Origin of the sequence: Bradyrhizobium sp. Mp19 (genome assembly GCF_029952935.1) — a bacterium.
GTDB classification, from domain to species: domain Bacteria; phylum Pseudomonadota; class Alphaproteobacteria; order Rhizobiales; family Xanthobacteraceae; genus Bradyrhizobium; species Bradyrhizobium elkanii.
Genome location: NZ_JASAUT010000018.1, coordinates 40,539 through 55,551, shown reverse-complemented (window position 1 = coordinate 55,551; position 15,013 = coordinate 40,539). Strand labels below are relative to the sequence as shown.

13 protein-coding genes are annotated in these 15,013 nt (G+C 60.6%); 2 read left to right on the top strand and 11 right to left on the bottom strand.

Features of this window, described 5'->3' with window-relative positions; all coding sequences use genetic code 11:
* Window positions 1-80: 80 nt before the first annotated feature.
* From QJT82_RS20560 to QJT82_RS20520, 9 genes are all read right to left on the bottom strand, one after another.
* Window positions 81-1,373 (bottom strand): MFS transporter, encoded by a 1,293-nt coding sequence (locus QJT82_RS20560; protein ID WP_080686853.1) that lies wholly within the window; start codon window positions 1,371-1,373, stop codon window positions 81-83.
* Between the two features lie 169 nt (window positions 1,374-1,542).
* Complete coding sequence (locus tag QJT82_RS20555) at window positions 1,543-2,595, bottom strand: hypothetical protein (protein WP_028342745.1); 1,053 nt, start codon at window positions 2,593-2,595, stop codon at window positions 1,543-1,545.
* 58 nt (window positions 2,596-2,653) lie between these two features.
* On the bottom strand, window positions 2,654-3,466 hold the full coding sequence (locus QJT82_RS20550) for an alpha/beta hydrolase (RefSeq protein WP_028342744.1): 813 nt from the start codon (window positions 3,464-3,466) through the stop codon (window positions 2,654-2,656).
* Entirely contained in the window at window positions 3,463-4,179 is a 717-nt protein-coding gene (locus QJT82_RS20545; RefSeq protein ID WP_028342743.1) for an isochorismatase family protein, read from the bottom strand. Before QJT82_RS20545 ends, QJT82_RS20550 begins: the two co-directional genes overlap by 4 nt.
* Window positions 4,180-4,211: 32 nt before the next feature.
* Entirely contained in the window at window positions 4,212-5,423 is a 1,212-nt protein-coding gene (locus QJT82_RS20540) for an FAD-dependent monooxygenase (protein ID WP_028342742.1), read from the bottom strand.
* A gap of 38 nt (window positions 5,424-5,461) precedes the next feature.
* Window positions 5,462-5,950: a (2Fe-2S)-binding protein gene (locus tag QJT82_RS20535; protein ID WP_035632293.1), complete on the bottom strand. Its 489-nt coding sequence runs from the start codon at window positions 5,948-5,950 to the stop codon at window positions 5,462-5,464.
* Complete coding sequence (locus QJT82_RS20530) at window positions 5,947-6,822, bottom strand: FAD binding domain-containing protein (protein WP_028342740.1); 876 nt, start codon at window positions 6,820-6,822, stop codon at window positions 5,947-5,949. Before QJT82_RS20530 ends, QJT82_RS20535 begins: the two co-directional genes overlap by 4 nt.
* A 2-nt stretch (window positions 6,823-6,824) precedes the next feature.
* Entirely contained in the window at window positions 6,825-7,274 is a 450-nt protein-coding gene (locus QJT82_RS20525) for an SRPBCC domain-containing protein (RefSeq protein ID WP_016840497.1), read from the bottom strand.
* Window positions 7,275-7,278: 4 nt separating this feature from the next.
* Entirely contained in the window at window positions 7,279-9,537 is a 2,259-nt protein-coding gene (locus QJT82_RS20520) for a xanthine dehydrogenase family protein molybdopterin-binding subunit (RefSeq protein ID WP_080686848.1), read from the bottom strand.
* A gap of 294 nt (window positions 9,538-9,831) precedes the next feature.
* On the opposite strand from QJT82_RS20520, the gene QJT82_RS20515 reads away from it, so the two are divergent.
* On the top strand, window positions 9,832-10,299 hold the full coding sequence (locus QJT82_RS20515; protein ID WP_225159844.1) for a MarR family winged helix-turn-helix transcriptional regulator: 468 nt from the start codon (window positions 9,832-9,834) through the stop codon (window positions 10,297-10,299).
* Window positions 10,300-10,344: 45 nt separating this feature from the next.
* On the opposite strand, the gene QJT82_RS20510 is transcribed toward QJT82_RS20515, so the two are convergent.
* Complete coding sequence (locus QJT82_RS20510) at window positions 10,345-10,797, bottom strand: DUF736 family protein (RefSeq protein ID WP_035632290.1); 453 nt, start codon at window positions 10,795-10,797, stop codon at window positions 10,345-10,347.
* Window positions 10,798-11,915: 1,118 nt separating this feature from the next.
* On the opposite strand from QJT82_RS20510, the gene QJT82_RS20505 reads away from it, so the two are divergent.
* A complete protein-coding gene (locus tag QJT82_RS20505; protein WP_028342737.1) occupies window positions 11,916-13,145 on the top strand; it encodes a site-specific integrase in 1,230 nt (409 codons plus the stop codon).
* A gap of 615 nt (window positions 13,146-13,760) precedes the next feature.
* Here the strand turns inward: QJT82_RS20505 and QJT82_RS20500 are convergent.
* On the bottom strand, window positions 13,761-14,852 hold the full coding sequence (locus tag QJT82_RS20500) for an ABC transporter substrate-binding protein (RefSeq protein ID WP_028342736.1): 1,092 nt from the start codon (window positions 14,850-14,852) through the stop codon (window positions 13,761-13,763).
* Window positions 14,853-15,013: the final 161 nt, after the last annotated feature.

Sequence of the window (15,013 nt, the reverse complement as noted above, 5' to 3'; positions counted from 1 at the left end):
ATTGCATCTTCCGCGCCGAGCCGACGAGATGAGCGCGACAAGCTCTCATCTCGCCGGCTGCGCGTCATTTCACGGGTGCATCATACGCTCGAGACCGGCGCAGCCTTCATCGCAGGCTCCGATTCCGCGTCGGCCTTGAAGCCCTTCGCGGACAGATCGCGACCGAGCGTTTCGGGAAGCAGAAGAGAAGCCAGAATGAAAGTAGCTGCGGCAGGAAGGGCTACGGCGACCATGCCGTTCAGCAGGCTTCCGCCGAAATGAGCAGCCGCCAGGGGTACGATCACTGGCGCGATGCTGCCAAGGCCGCGGCCGCCCATATAGAATGTGGACACCGCCGTTGCGCGCAGGTTGACCGGATAGAGCTCCGAGATCCAGACGCCCGTCACGCCGAGCGCAACGTTGCCAATACCGAAACCGATATAGAGCCAGAACATCGGCCACTCGGTCTTCGAGCCGGCGTAGAGCTGACTTCCCCACACCGCCATGCCAACCAGGGATCCGACCCAAAACAAGGCCGGCACGAGAGCACCGAACCGTCGGCCAGCCCTGTCGTTGAAAAAGCCGTTGGCGAGGTAGCAGATGCCGCTGACCACGGAAAGAAGAACGGCCGTGGTGCGAACGACGTCGCCCGGCGTGTCCATGTCCCGGAGCAACAGCGTCGGAATGAAGGAGACTACGCTGTAGTAGCACAGCATGTAGCTCATCAGCCACACGAAGGCAGTGACGGTCTGCCGCGCCAGACCATTGCGGAACAAGTCTGCAAGGGGAAGAGTGCGGGCCGCGGCCACAACCGGACCGGCCTTGCGTTGCGCCTCGTACTCCAGCCAGATCTTCGACTCAGGCATGAAGAAGCGAATGAAGATGATCAGCAGGATCGGCACTCCGCCGCTCAGCAGGCCGATGCGCCAGCTCCACTCGTCGCTGAACGTCGCGATAAGCCAGATTCCGACGATCGAAGCCGTGGACGATGCGATCACGGCGCAGCCCTGAAGCGCAGCTGCACCCAAGCCTCGGCTGCCCTTTTTCCAGGCCTCGTTGAAAAGCACCATGCCAACGCCATACTCGCCGCCAAGACCGATGCCGGTGATGAAGCGCAGCACCGCAAGCGACCAGTAATTCCATGCGAACGCGGAAATGATCGCCGCGACCGAGAACAGCGCGATGGTGAGCTGAAGCGAGGTCTTCCGGCCAAGGCGATCACCGATGACGCCGAACAGAGCCCCGCCGATCGCCGATCCGAATAGTGTCAGGGCCTGCAGAGAGCCGATCTCTGTCAACGATAGCGACATCGACCGCTGGATCGCGGGCAGGAGAAACGGAAAGATCAGGACATCATAGAAGTCGAGAATGTATCCCAGCATCGCCGAGATCATGATCGAATACCGTTGCCTGGCCGTGTAATCTTCCGCGCCTGAGAGGGTTTTGGACATGCAATGCGTTTCCCATTGAAAGAGCTGGACAGTGGATGGTCGTTGCCGAAACGCTTTCCGCGTTATTGGGAACCGCGGATGCGGCTCCAGGTCTTGATCAGGAGGGCGAGGCCTAGCGGCCGGGTGCCCTCAACTCGGAATAGGCAAACTCACCCTTGTCGAGGATATGAACATCGTCGAGCCAGAGGCTGCAGCCGCGGAGCGGGATGTCGAGATGACACGGCGTGTCGTTCGTGCCGCCAAGCTCGGTATTCGGTCCCGTCGAGAACAGAACGTTTCCATAAAAGGAAAGGGCGTTCATGATATGCTCCGACGCGAGCTGCTGAGATGCAGCTATGTGGTGCCAGTCGGCGCGCTCATTTGATCCCCACCCGATATGCGAGATTGCCCATCCGCGCCGATCGCCGAAACTGTCGATATAGTTCTTGATGAGCGTTGCGTCGGTCCCCTCGCCCTCGAGGTCGACAATGAAGCCGTCCTTGATGGTCAGCGTGACCGGAGACTGAATATAGCGCTTGAACGCGCAGAGAATGTCGCCTGGCATCAGAACGACAGTTCCGTTGACGTCACCATCCGTGGCTTGGGTGAAAGCGAAGCCTGACGGGAAATGATCCCAGCGGCCCGGTTCATCGGTGTATCCGTACTCGGAAATGACCGGATACTGCTTTAATCCGTAGGTCACATCTGTTCCGCCCGGCGACGTGATGCGCATGGTTCTGGCTGACTGCAGGAGCGTTCGTGAGAGTTCCGTTCGCCGGCGGAGATCCTCGGTCGGGAACATCTTTTTGAGAATATGGAACGGCTCCATTACGCGCAGAATGCGCGTGCCCGCTTCCTGAATTTCGAGTTGCTCGCGCGAGAACAGCAGACCCAGAAGATCAATCACCATATCCACGCGCTTGAGCGTGTCGATCGCCGGCTGGTTGCCTGTCAGCGCGTGTCTACCCTGCAGGCCCGCAACCTTGCTCTGGCCGTATTTGGGAACATTGAGGTGGAAGGTTGTCGCACCGAGACCCTGGGCAGCCAACATGAATGTCTGGGCATATTCCGACTGATCCTCGCCGCCGCTCAGGACAGCTACGACCTCGCCTTCCCTCACTTTGCAAAGTGCAAGCTCGGCCTTGAAGAGGTCGAGCATTTCAACATCGATGCGTTGCCGGGTCATCTGGTCATCTCCTCTTTGCCAAGCATGTATCCGCAACCCTCCGACCGGCCTTGAGCGGTCAGCCGAGAACGTCATTGACGATCGAAAGGAAGCCTTCCGTGTCGTCGATGTGCATTTGGTGACCTGCGCTCTCCAGTCGCTTGATCACGATGGACGGCAGCAGTCTTTGAATCTCTCTTTCATCTTCGGGACGTATGACATCGCCCTTCCCGGCAACGAGCAGCGAAGTGCGGACGCTGAGGTTGGCGAGGTCATTGTGAATGTCATCGTGATGAAAGCCCTTGTGGCTTTCGACCAGGGCGCGTTCATCGCAGGTGTGCATCCACTCGGCCCTGGCCCGAATGTGCCTTTCGGGCCAGCGCGGCGCGGACGGACTTCGCAGCGCCGCCTCTGCCTCCCCAAGGCTTGCGCTGTGAAGCAGCTTGAGAAGAGGTCCGATCGGACTTGGGTAGGCGCGACGCCCGGGACCGGAGACCGGTGGATCGACCAGGATCAACTGTCTTATGGGCGATGGCCGCCAGCGTGCGGCACGAATGCCGATGCGGGCTCCCATGGAGTGGCCGAGCAAGGTATATGCGCCTATTTCCAGCGCCTCGGCGAACGAAACCAAATCGGAGGCGCAGGCATCCAGCGAATAATTGAGATGCGGTCCGCTTTCGGAAAGGCCGCGCCCCCGGACATCGAGCACATATACGTCGTATCCGACGCACAAGCGTTCCGCGATGAACTCCCATTGTGCCGCAGTCGTCGAGATGCCCGGGACGATGACGATGGCGGGCCCGGCTCCGCCGAACCGCAGGTAATGTTGGCGGATGCCGTTCGCACGCACATGAGCGCCGTAAAGCAGACCGGATACCGGGGCGACACTCATGTCGGCCGATCCCTGTTACGATCATCCGCCAGCGCGCGGAGCCGCTCGATGGCTGCCCGGGTCGGCATCACATCTGCGTACTTGCTGGCAATATCGAACAGGTTGACCGCGTGCGAAGTCGGCGAACGATCGTAGACGGCGTCGCTCGGCACGATCGATTTGAAATTCAGCGCGCACGCATCGACTACCGACGCCCGGACGCAGCCGCTGGTCGTGCAACCGGTCACCACCAGCGAATCGATCCCGGCCCCGACGAGATACGTCGTCAGCGGGGTGCCGAAGAATGCGCTTGCCTGCGTCTTTGGCAGCAGCAGTTCCCCCGGCTCGGGAGCCACCTCACGAACAAAGTCGTAGCCCTCAGGCGGAATTTGCATGATGCCCGGAATTTTTGCCGCGAATGCCCCCTGGTCATGGCTGACCTTGCAGGCGACATGCGGAAATATCACCGGCCATCGTCTCCCGCGAAACAACCGCATCAGTTCGGAAATCTGCGTTATGGCCTGCCAACCAGCCTCGCCGCAGCTGGTTGGATATTGCTTGATCGCTTCGCGGATCGGCATCGGGCGGTCACCGACCGAGCGGTATTGCACGTCAATCACCAGGAGTGCGGGCCGCTTGCCGAATCCAGCCGCGCCACCCAGCCCTGCGATGGCATAGGTCTCGCGCTCTTCGAGCGGTATTACGTCGTCCCAGGGCTGCTCTTTGCCGATCATCGTTGTGCACCGGTGCTCGTGGAGGAGAGATGTCAATGAAGAGGAACGGCGGTCGCGTCGTACTGGTAGATCCAGTCGTAACGAGCAGCCGTGGCTTCCGGCGCCCACTGGGTCCTGATGTAGTCTCCCGCCGTTTCGGCCTTGCACAGCGCCGAGTTATGGAAGATCGGCAGCATCCCGGCAGCGGACTTCACGACCCTGGTTGTGCGATCAAGTCGCAGGCTCTGGTATGTCTGGAAAGCTCTCGCGAGATCGTCGGGCTGCTGCTCGAAGCAGCGGGCGAGTACGGACGCGTCCTCCAACGCCATGTTCACTCCCTGACCGAGATACGGCAGCATCGAATGGCAGGCATCTCCAAGAAGCGTGACCCGTCCTTGCGACCAACCAGCCAGCGTAGGCCGCACGAACAGGCCCCACTTGTGAAGGCTATCGACGTTGCTGACGAGCGCGATGATGTCGGGATGCCAGCCTAGGAAGTCCTTCAGGCACTCCTCGACAGAGCCCTTCTCCGACCACGATTCCAGGAGCCAGTCGTTGCGATCGACCTGACCCGAGAACGTCATCAATTCCGTGTTCTGCCAACGGACCGGATATGCCGTGACATGCGCGGCCGGCCCGATCCAGGTAGACACCACGGGCTCGCGCTGATGCGGCTCGAGGCGGTCGACCGGCACAAGACCACGCCAGGCGATTGCATTGGTGTACTGGCTCTCGATCTGGCCGATCAGCCCGGTACGAACCTTCGAATGGGAGCCGTCGGCGCCGATCAAGGCGCGACCTTCGATCTCACGGCCATCTGCGAACCGCGCCCGAACTCCCTCGTCGTTCTGGCTGAACCCGACAACATGGGCGTTCAGATGGATGGCGTCCGCCTTCAATCGCCGCACACCGTCGACAAGGATCTTAAGCAGGTGCGCGCGCAGCAGAAGATAGGGTTGGTTCCGGGCCGCGTCGGAGCTCCGATTATAGAGCGACCACGTTTCACCCGTGTTCCAGAGCCGGATAGAACGTCGCTCTGCCGCGATGCAGTTCTGTTCGACTTGCTCGGTGAGGCCGAGGTCGCGAAGAACACGCACACCGTTCATGGAGACCCAAAGGCCGGCGCCTACCTCGCGCAACTCGGACGCCTGCTCGAAAATGTCGCAATCGATGCCGCGTCGAAGCAGCGATAGCGCCATCGCCAGACCACCGATGCCAGCGCCTGCGATAAGGACACTCGTTCTTTTGACCTGATCAATACTCATGATATCTCCAGAAGGTAGCTGCGCTGTCTCGCGCGGATTCAAGCGGCATCCTGCGAGACCTGCTGGATCGCGAGGCTCTTCACGGCTTCGAAGATCTTGGTGTAACCGGTGCAGCGGCAAAGATTGCCGTGCAGGTAGTGCCGGATTTCCGCGTCTGTCGGGTGTGGCGTGGTCTTCAAGAGCGCCGTGACCGCCATGATGAACCCGGGCGTGCAGAAGCCGCACTGCAGACCGCCATGAAGCACGAACGCCTCCTGGATCCGGGATAGTCCGTCTGGCGGCGTCACACCCTCGATTGTGGTAACCTCGCGCCGATCCACATCGACGGCGAGCGTTGTGCAGCTCGAGACCGGCTCACCGTCGAGAAGGACCGTGCAAGCGCCGCATACTTCCATGTCGCAGGAACGTTTCGTTCCCTTCAGGCCCAAACGATCTCGGATGAGATCGATCAAGAGCACATGGGCCGGGATGTCGACGGCGATCGTCTTGCCGTTCAACGAGAACGAGATGGCCAATACCTGTATCATTTCAGCCAGCTCCCGCCGGCGATGATCGCCTCAGCGGCGTTACGCAGAAGAAGCACGCCTGCAAGGTGACGCTTGTAATCGGCCCCGCCATGCCGATCCGCGTTGACTTCAAGCTGATCCAGCGCCGCGGGAAGAGCTGTCTCAATCGCCCGACGGGCCTCTGCTACCGCTACGTTTCGGAGGGCATCTTCGACGGCCGTCAGAGGCTGTGGCCGCGAACCAAGCGCGCCGACCCGTACACGGGCGCTCCTGATCGTGCTCCCGCCGGCGTTCAGTGACCAGGCCATCGCGACGTTCACTGAGGGCCTCTCACCATGCTTGAACCGGCGATAGGTTACCGGTCCCGCCGGCCGCGGGAACACGATGACTCTCAGCAGCTCGTCAGGCTCGCGCACAGTTTCCATTTCGCTTCGGATGAAATCATCGGCGTGAATTTCACGCGCGCCCTTGGATCCCTCGAGCACCAGTCGTGCGTTCAGGGCCGCGAGCATCGTCGGCGGATCGGCGTGAGGCTCTCCGAAGCACAGGTTGCCGCCGATTGTCCCGACGTTGCGGACCCTGATGTTCGCCACCTCGGCGCAGAGCGACGACAGGGCCGGCACGTGCTCGCGGATGACGGAATCGCCGGCGATCTTCTTGTGCGTGCAGCGCGCGCCGATCTCGATCTCGTTCATGTCGTTGACGGCGATGCAATCGAGCCCAGGGATGCCCTTGATGTCGATGAGGCGGTCCGCACGGATGACGCGCATTTTCATCGCGAGCAGCAACTCGGTCCCGCCGGCGTAGAACATGCCGTCGCCAGAATCTCCGACGGCACGCACGGCGTCGGCGATCGTCGAAGGCCGCTCGAATTGGAAGGGTGACGGCAGCATGATCAGGCCGCGCCCAGCATTTCTTTGAGCCGCTTCTCGAACTCTTCGAAGTTCTGATCGACCCGGCGTTTGATGATGCCGAACCCCATGGTCGCAAGCCGGCCCTGCACGTCGACTTTCGCGTCCACGGCAAATGTGGAACCAGACCCTTCCTGCGTGACGGTCACGTCGAGGACAACCGCCAGCCGCGTTCCTGTGATCTTGTCGCGGCCTGTAGCGCGGGTGCGCACGTGAGACGGCTCGGTGATCGATTCAACGATGATGTCAGCCGGCACTTCGAGCTTGAATGGACCGATCTTCTGCTTGACGGTCGCCTTGTAGGTTGCAAGCCGCTGGATTTCCTCGACGCTTTCGCACCCGGGGATGCAACTTGATATGCGCGGAACGTCGAGCAGCGTGCTCCAAAGCTGCGCCGGCGTCGCTGGCACCGCCATCGACATGTTGAATTCCATGAATTCAGCTCCTCTTCTGTAGCGCGCGCCACACTTTTTCGGGTGTCATTGGTAGATCGGTGATTCGGATGCCGTAGGTGGAGAACAGCGCGTTGGCGATCGCCGGTGCGACTGGAAGGATTGCTCCCTCGCCCATTCCTTTGGCGCCGCCAGGCCCCGGGCCGTCGCCGTTTTCGACAAGTATCGTGTCGAACGAGGGAGGCACGTCGGAGATCCGCGGTATCGAATAATCGATCGGCGTCGCGTTGACGGGTTGCCCGTCCTCGAACTCGAGGGCCTCGTAGAGCGCGTGACCGAGCCCCATGACAGCGGCGCCCTCATCCTGACCTTCCGCAGCGACGCGATTGATCACACGACCGACGTCGGCGGCGCTGGCGTACCGAGGAACATGGATCTCGCCGGTTTCTTCATCGACGACGATCTCTGCGAGACCCGCGGATGTCTCCCAGAACAAAGGTGACTCGGCCAGGGAGCCCTTCTTTGAACGCGGCGTTATGGCGCCGCGGCCGACGACTTCTCCCGAATCGACACCCAGGCTGCGATGAAATATCTGATGGAAAGTGAGAACTTCCGAACCGGTCGAGACGCCTCCTTCGACGAGTGACAGGCCGTCGCGGGGAAGCTCCCAGACTTCGGCAACCATTTCGAGAATCTGATCGGCCGCGTCGAGAGCGGCGCTCTCGACGGAGAGGCCAACGACGACGGTCGAGCGGCTCGCGCCGGTACCCCAATCATATGGGGCGACCGCCGTATCGGAGCGCAGGACGGTGACCGCAGAAACCGGCTGCTTCAAGGTTTGCGCGGCGATTTGGGCCATCGTCGCGTGCGCACCCTGACCAACCTCGATGCTCGCGACTGAAACGAGAATCGACCCATCGATCTTGAGACGCACGATCGCATTGCTGATCGGCGTGTTCGCCGGATCGGTTGCGGCAACGGCCAATCCGCGTGCCTGACGATTGGACGCCTTCGTCTCCGATGCGAACGATTGCGCCACCCGGCCAATCAGCTCGCTCATGTCCATGTCGAGCGCGCGCAGATCGGGGCGGATGCGCTCGCCGCGCGGGACCAAGTTGAGCAAGCGGAACTCTGTCGGATCCATGCCGATTGCCGCAGCCACATTGTCCATGTGCGATTCCTTGGCCCATACGGCTTGCGGGCCGCCGATTGAGCGGAATGCCGCGCCCGGGACGGTGTTCGTGTAGACCGCACATGCCTCGAGGCTCAGATTCGGCGCCACATATGGCCCCATGATGCGATTTGCCGATTTCGTGGCGACCGCCGAGCCCGTATCTGAATACGCGCCGCCGTCGAGCAGAAGCCTGGCGCTCTTCGCGAGGATCCGTCCGTTGGCGTCGACCGCGGTTCGAATCGTGATGTCTGCGCCAAGCCTTCGACAGGTCAGCATCGATTCGGCCATGGATTGAGCGACACGAACCGGGCGCCGCACCTTCCAGGACGCGGCAGCGACCAACGGCTCGATCTTGACGGAGGCCTTACCGCCGAATCCTCCGCCAACGAACGGCACGATCACGCGGACCTTGGCCAGCACCAGGCCAAACAGCCTGGACAGCACCTTCTGAACGGCGGTCGGCGTCTGCGCACCTGCCCAGACCGTCAGGGAGTCTCCCTGGAAGTCGGCGATGACCGCATGCGGCTCCATCGCGAAATGCGAGATCGCCGGAAAAGTGAAGCGGTCTTCGTGAACGTACGCCGCGACCGCCTCCGCAGCGTCGACATCTCCGACGTTGTTCCTGTAAGTGTGAAAAATGTTGCTGTTCGGTGTCGGCCTGGCGCCGCCCTTGAAGTAGAAGTCTTCGAGGTTTTCGTGATGCTCATGGATGAGCGGCGCATCCGCCATCATCGCTTCACGGATGGTCGTTGCATGAGGGAGTTCATCGTACGCGATGTCGACAAGCTCCGCGGCGGCTTCGGCGATCTCGATGGTCTCAGCGATCACCACGGCGACCGGCTCGCCCACATACCGGACTCGGTCGATTGCCATGATCGGCCGGTCCTTGAGCACGACACCCCAGCAACCGAACGAGGCGACATCTGCTCCGATGAGCACGTCGACGACGCCGGGTACGGACCTGGCGACGCTCGCGTCAATCGACGAGATGCGCGCGTGAGTAGCCGGCGAACGAACCACAAAGCCGTGCAGCATCCCGGGGATCACGAGGTCGGTAACGTATTCTGCCCGCCCCGTAACCTTCTCGATGAGGTCGGGTCGTACGGCGCTCATGCTGTCAGTCACCGACATGCTCGGATCCGGGGTGCGAGGTCGCCGCCGATGGCCAGGAAGCCTGCGCGGCTCCTCCCAGGGGGCAATCCTCAATCCCTATCGCATTTATCACTTGTATGCAAGTGCTACACTTGCACACAAGTGATGACACACACGTTCCGGCCCACCGAGTTGATAGGGCTCGCGGTCAGACGGCATGGATTCTTGGGGGCAACGAATGTACACAAATGATCAACTCGGGACTTCCGAGGCCGAGCCATCCAGCTTTGTTCAAGCCGAGCCACGGCCAAGTGCCGCAAGAGGACGAAAATCGTGCAACCGAAAACCAAGACGGCTCCGACGGAGAAGCCGAAAGAGGCCGCACAGTCTTACAGGTTGGACGATGCACCAGGATTCCTGTTGCGCGTAGCGCTCCGTACCCACACATCGATCTTTGTCGCGAAAATGATCGAAGAACTGACCCCGCCCCAATTCTCGACGCTGGCAAAACTGAGGGAAGTCGGATCATGTTCTCAAAATCACCTGGGACGACTGATCCACTATGATTCAGCAACGATCACTGGCGTCATCAATCGCCTCAAATCGCGCGGGCTAATCAAGAGCTCCAAGGATCCTTTGGATCCACGACGACGGCAGATCGAATTAACGGACAAAGGGAGGCGGACGGCGGACGCTGCGATCGAGACCATTGGCGAGATTTCCGGCGAGACATTTGCCCCATTGACCCGAGAAGAATTTCGGACTCTGACAGAGATCCTCAAGAAAATCATACGCCGCTGAGCCCCACAGCGCTGAGCCGGCTGACAAGCTGATCCCGCAAACGCTTCAGCCGCCGAGCAAAAAAATGGCCCGGCACGAGCCGGGCCAAGTCCAGGGAGGAAGCGAAGGATGTGGATCCTTCGCAAACGCCGAACGCGGATCTCGATCGAAGACAGCCCAACGAACGATCTCAGCGACAGAACTATCTGGTATGCCGCCCGGCATTTTGTGCTGAAGAAGACGGAATTGCACTGGTTTCCGGCATTTTCGCGTGACAAGGCCGGGATAAGCCGCATCGGCGGGCGCCATGCTGCATGGACCGGAGGCTAGTTGGTCCATGCGCCGGATCCAGCCGGCCCCGATCTCGGCTCCGTGCGCGATGATGCGGAAATCTGGCTGAGCCTCAGTCGACTTGCCGCTATTGGGAACGATGTCGATGTGGGCGCGGATGGACAAGGTCTTGAGCTCACCCCTGTAGCCGCCGTTGTCCGTGCGGGTGACGAATCCGATTGCAGTCATGGTCTGTCTCCTTCGCTCTCGCAGGGCCGATCCCTCGCGATGGCGAGACCGTCATGGGGAGCGAAGTGCCATTGAACCCATCGGGGCGAAGCGCAGCGGCGCACCCGAGAGAGCGGCCTTTTTGCAGCGAAGCGGCCGCGAGGAGCCGGTCTGCCGGCGGGGAAAAAAGGAGCTGGCGAGGGTTTCGGGTGGCGGGGCGCTTCCCATAGGTCGTCACGTCCATAAGCAGGGAAGTCGTCCGCGGAAGGAGCCAAAGATGGACACTGAACGCATCGAAGACGCTGAACCAAGCGTCTCAGGCGGCGCGTCAGGCCAATGCACAACCTGTCAGATCTGCCAGTATCGGCGAGACGCCCGGCCTGGTAGAATCGCGCGAGGCATATCGAGCAGCCGACGAATGTCATTGAGTCGTGAGACTGTCGGTATTTAGCCAGCGGATCAGCGAGGGAGCCAATCGCCTCACTTAAGCGAGCCGACTTCGCGCGCGTGAATTAGAAGGAGCACGCATCACCCAGTCAAAGCTAAGTTGGCCCCAAAAGCGGATGGAGCATATCGAAAAAGTGATCGACATCCGCATCTAGGACAATGTTGGCGCGCCTGTCCCGAGCCTTCTTCGCAGCCGCGCTAGCCTGCCCAAACTGCCGCTTGTCGCAATTGAGCTGCCGTCCACGAGCCGATTGTATGTGTCGATGGGCACAGATGACCTCGAGACGTCTAGCTCGCGTGGAAGAACGCCTCCTGGCGATTGCGCTGAGCGGCGCGGTACTCCCGATCATTGCGGGCGAGCACCAGCGCCTCCGATCCTCGTCCGGCAATTCAGGCCAAGCACACGCTTCAGGGGACCAGAAAAAGAACAATGGCGTTCGCGTGAAACTCGATCACCGTTAGTGCTTCGCAGATTGCGATTTCGCTAACATGGCTGACGTCTCAAATCGCCGGGAGACCATTGGCCAGCACGACCCTCTCCGGCTTTCTGTGGCCGCGGCCGTGGCATTCCCGGATGGTTCGATGACCGCTTCCGGATTGCGCCGAGAGAACGCTCGCGGGCGACTCATCATCGAGCGCATCGCCGGCAAGGACTACACGACACTTTTTCATATTGAGCGAATGAGGGAATTATGCCGCGTCGAAGCAAGGGGGCCCGGCTCCAGCTCAAAGCCGCCCGACGAGACAAGGCCGGCAACGTCACCCATAGAGCAACCTGGATCATCCGGGACAACGGCCGGGATATCGGCACAGGCTGCGCTGCAGATGAAATTACGGCCGCCGAGCAAACGCTGAAGGATTACATCGCATCGAAGTACACCCCCAAGCGCAAGGCCCAGGACATTGAATCGATCCCGATCGGCGATGTGCTCTCGATCTATCTCGATGCCGAGCTCGCCAAGCTCCGCGACCGATTCAAGATCGCCGAAGATCAAGAAGAGGCAATTCCCGGCATACGCAAGTTCAAGAAGCGGATTGGTCGGCTGAACGACTGGTGGGGCGCGAAAATGCTTGCTGACGTCGACGGCGAGCAGTGCCGTCAATTCGCAAGGGAGCGCGGCAACAAAGGAGGCTCACGGCGCGATCTCGAAGACCTGCGCGCCGCCATCAATCATCACGCTGCGGAGGGCTACCATCGGGGTATCGTCAAGATCACGTTGCCGGCAAAGGGCGAACCCCGCGATCGGTGGCTCACGAGATCCCATGCCGCGAAGCTGATCTGGACGTGCTGGCGGTACCGCGAGATGCAGAGAATGTCCCGGGGGTCATTGAAGGGCCAAAAGGTCGCGACAGGAAAACGGCCTTTGCGTCACCTCGCCCGGTTCATCCTGATTGGCGTTTACAGCGGCTCCCGCGCCGGAGCGATCGCAGCGGCCTCACCTATTCCGGCAGTCGGCCGCGCGTTCGTCGATCTGGAGCGCGGCATTTACTACCGGCGCCGCCAGGGCGACGCAAAGACCAACAAGCGGCAACCGCCGGTGCCGATCCCGCCTCGCCTGCTTGCGCACCTCAGACGGTGGCACCGGATCGATCATCACGCAAAGCACTTCGTGGAGTTCAATGGAAAGCCCGTTACCTCGGTGAAGACGGCGTTCAAGACCGCGGTGCGACTGGCCGGCTTTGGCGCGGGTATTTCGCCCCATACGCTCCGGCATACGGCAGCGACCTGGCTGATGCAGCGCGGCGCCGATCCCTGGCAGGCGGCGGGCTACCTCGGCATGTCGCTTGACGTCTTGCTCAATACCTACGGTCATCATCACCCCGATTATCTCGCGGACGCGGTCGAAAAGATCGCCAAGCGAGAGAGGAAGCTCGAAGGAAACGGGGGCAGTTTCGGGTCGGTGCTGCCACTCCGTAGATAGAAGATGCAGTTCACGTGACTTGGATTGCTAGTGGAGCCTGGATGATGGCCTCAAGTCCCCCACGTCCGAGGCGTTTTTTGTTCTCGGCGGAGAGAGTGTCAGTCAATCCGCGTTGGAAGATAAGGCGTTTTTGATCCTCCAACGCCAAAACCCACCATTTGAGCTACTGCGAATGCCTGCGTCTTGCTTGCAAACAGTTGAGCCTCAGGTGGCAGCAGAAAGCGACGGCTGCTCGATCCTCCAGATCAAACGGCTTTCCTGGGCGAGGATAAGATGCTCGGAGGCTCTAGGCCGGCCGGTCCGAATCCTTGTCGCGTGCGGCGTGCCGCCGCTCGAACTTGCCCATGTTGGGGAAGCCCCCAAAGATGGCTGGTTGAGGCCCGACCGCACTCGTGAACATGCCGAGCGGACGTTAGAGATATTTAGCCAGCGCCGCCATCGCGAAACGGCCGAACACACCGGTGAACTCGACCATCTTCCGCAGGCGGATGATGTCGATGCGCAGATCGACAAACGCATGCACGGTCATCGGACGGCTCGCATGCCATATCTCCGCGCACCCCAATCCACTCGACCGCGCCAGCCGCCATTACGTCAAGCGCGGTGATCGCCCAGTTAACGAACCGATCCGAGGTCAAACTCTTTCGCTTGCCTGATGACGGCATCACGATCGTAGTTGTTGATCTCGTCGATCAGGTCATTAGTGTACATTCGCGAAGTCGGAACGGGGCGGGCTATCTGCCCCCCTGCCAGCAGAAAGCTGCTCAAGTTTTTCCAATCTTCTTCAACGAAGAGACCGTTCTTTCCGTTGGTCTTGGCACTTCTCCACCCGGGACTTCGTACCTCGAGGATCTTCAGACCTTGAGCGAGGGCCTGCTGCGCACCCAATTCCCCAGGACGGCTCTCCGGATAGACTTTCCAGGTGATCATGACGGCCGCCACCGGATTGGCGTTGGTGAAATCGATCGCCTTTGATACCGCTCGCGCAAATCCGATCAGCATTTGCGGATTGTTCTTGATGACGTCGTTCTTCGCCAAAAGCGACAGATCCGGCAGCGCATCCAGATTCTCACCGACATCGAGATTCCGGAGAGCGAGGCCGCTGAGTCCGAACCGGACGTTGGCAACATCCCAGAACGCGATCGCATCGACGATCTTTTGCCGAACGGCGCTCACGGCTTGGGAGCCGACCCCGATCGGAATGAACGTAACGTCCCTGTCCGGGTCCAGCCCCGCTGAACGCACATAAGCTTTGCCGTAAGTGACGCCTCCACTTCCCAATGAAGGGATACCAATCTTCTTTCCTCGGAGGTCCGCGATCGATCTGATGTTGCTGTCCGCCGGCACGGACATGGACCAGATATTGCGATAGCTGTAGTCGTAGAAGTAGCGGACATCCAATGGCGCCGCTGAATTCTCTTGCATGCCGATCACGGCCTGCGAAGGACTCGCAGCACCTAGATTGGCGTTGCCGGAGGCGACTTGAATTGCGATCTCGTTCGAGCCGCCGACGGTCAGCAGATCGACGTCGAGCCCTTCCCGGCTGAAATAGCCCAGATACTTGGCGACGATGAAGGGCGCCTGCGCTTCATCCATATTTCGCACCCCGATCAAGGCTTGGACCTTGTCGGCCGCGAACGCGGGCTGGCCACAGTGCACGCCAAACGACACCATCCAGGCAAAAAGAACCAGTCGCAGATTACCCATGCCCGCCCTCCTGTGAATGGCGGATTGATACACTTGTTGACCGATTAGTCAACATGGCATAAGATCGACGTACTTCGTCGGTGAACATGCTTGCTGGCTCAACCGGTTCGTACCTCGCGACTTTTTGTGCCGCTCCGGAACAATTGCTTGCGTCAAAGAGC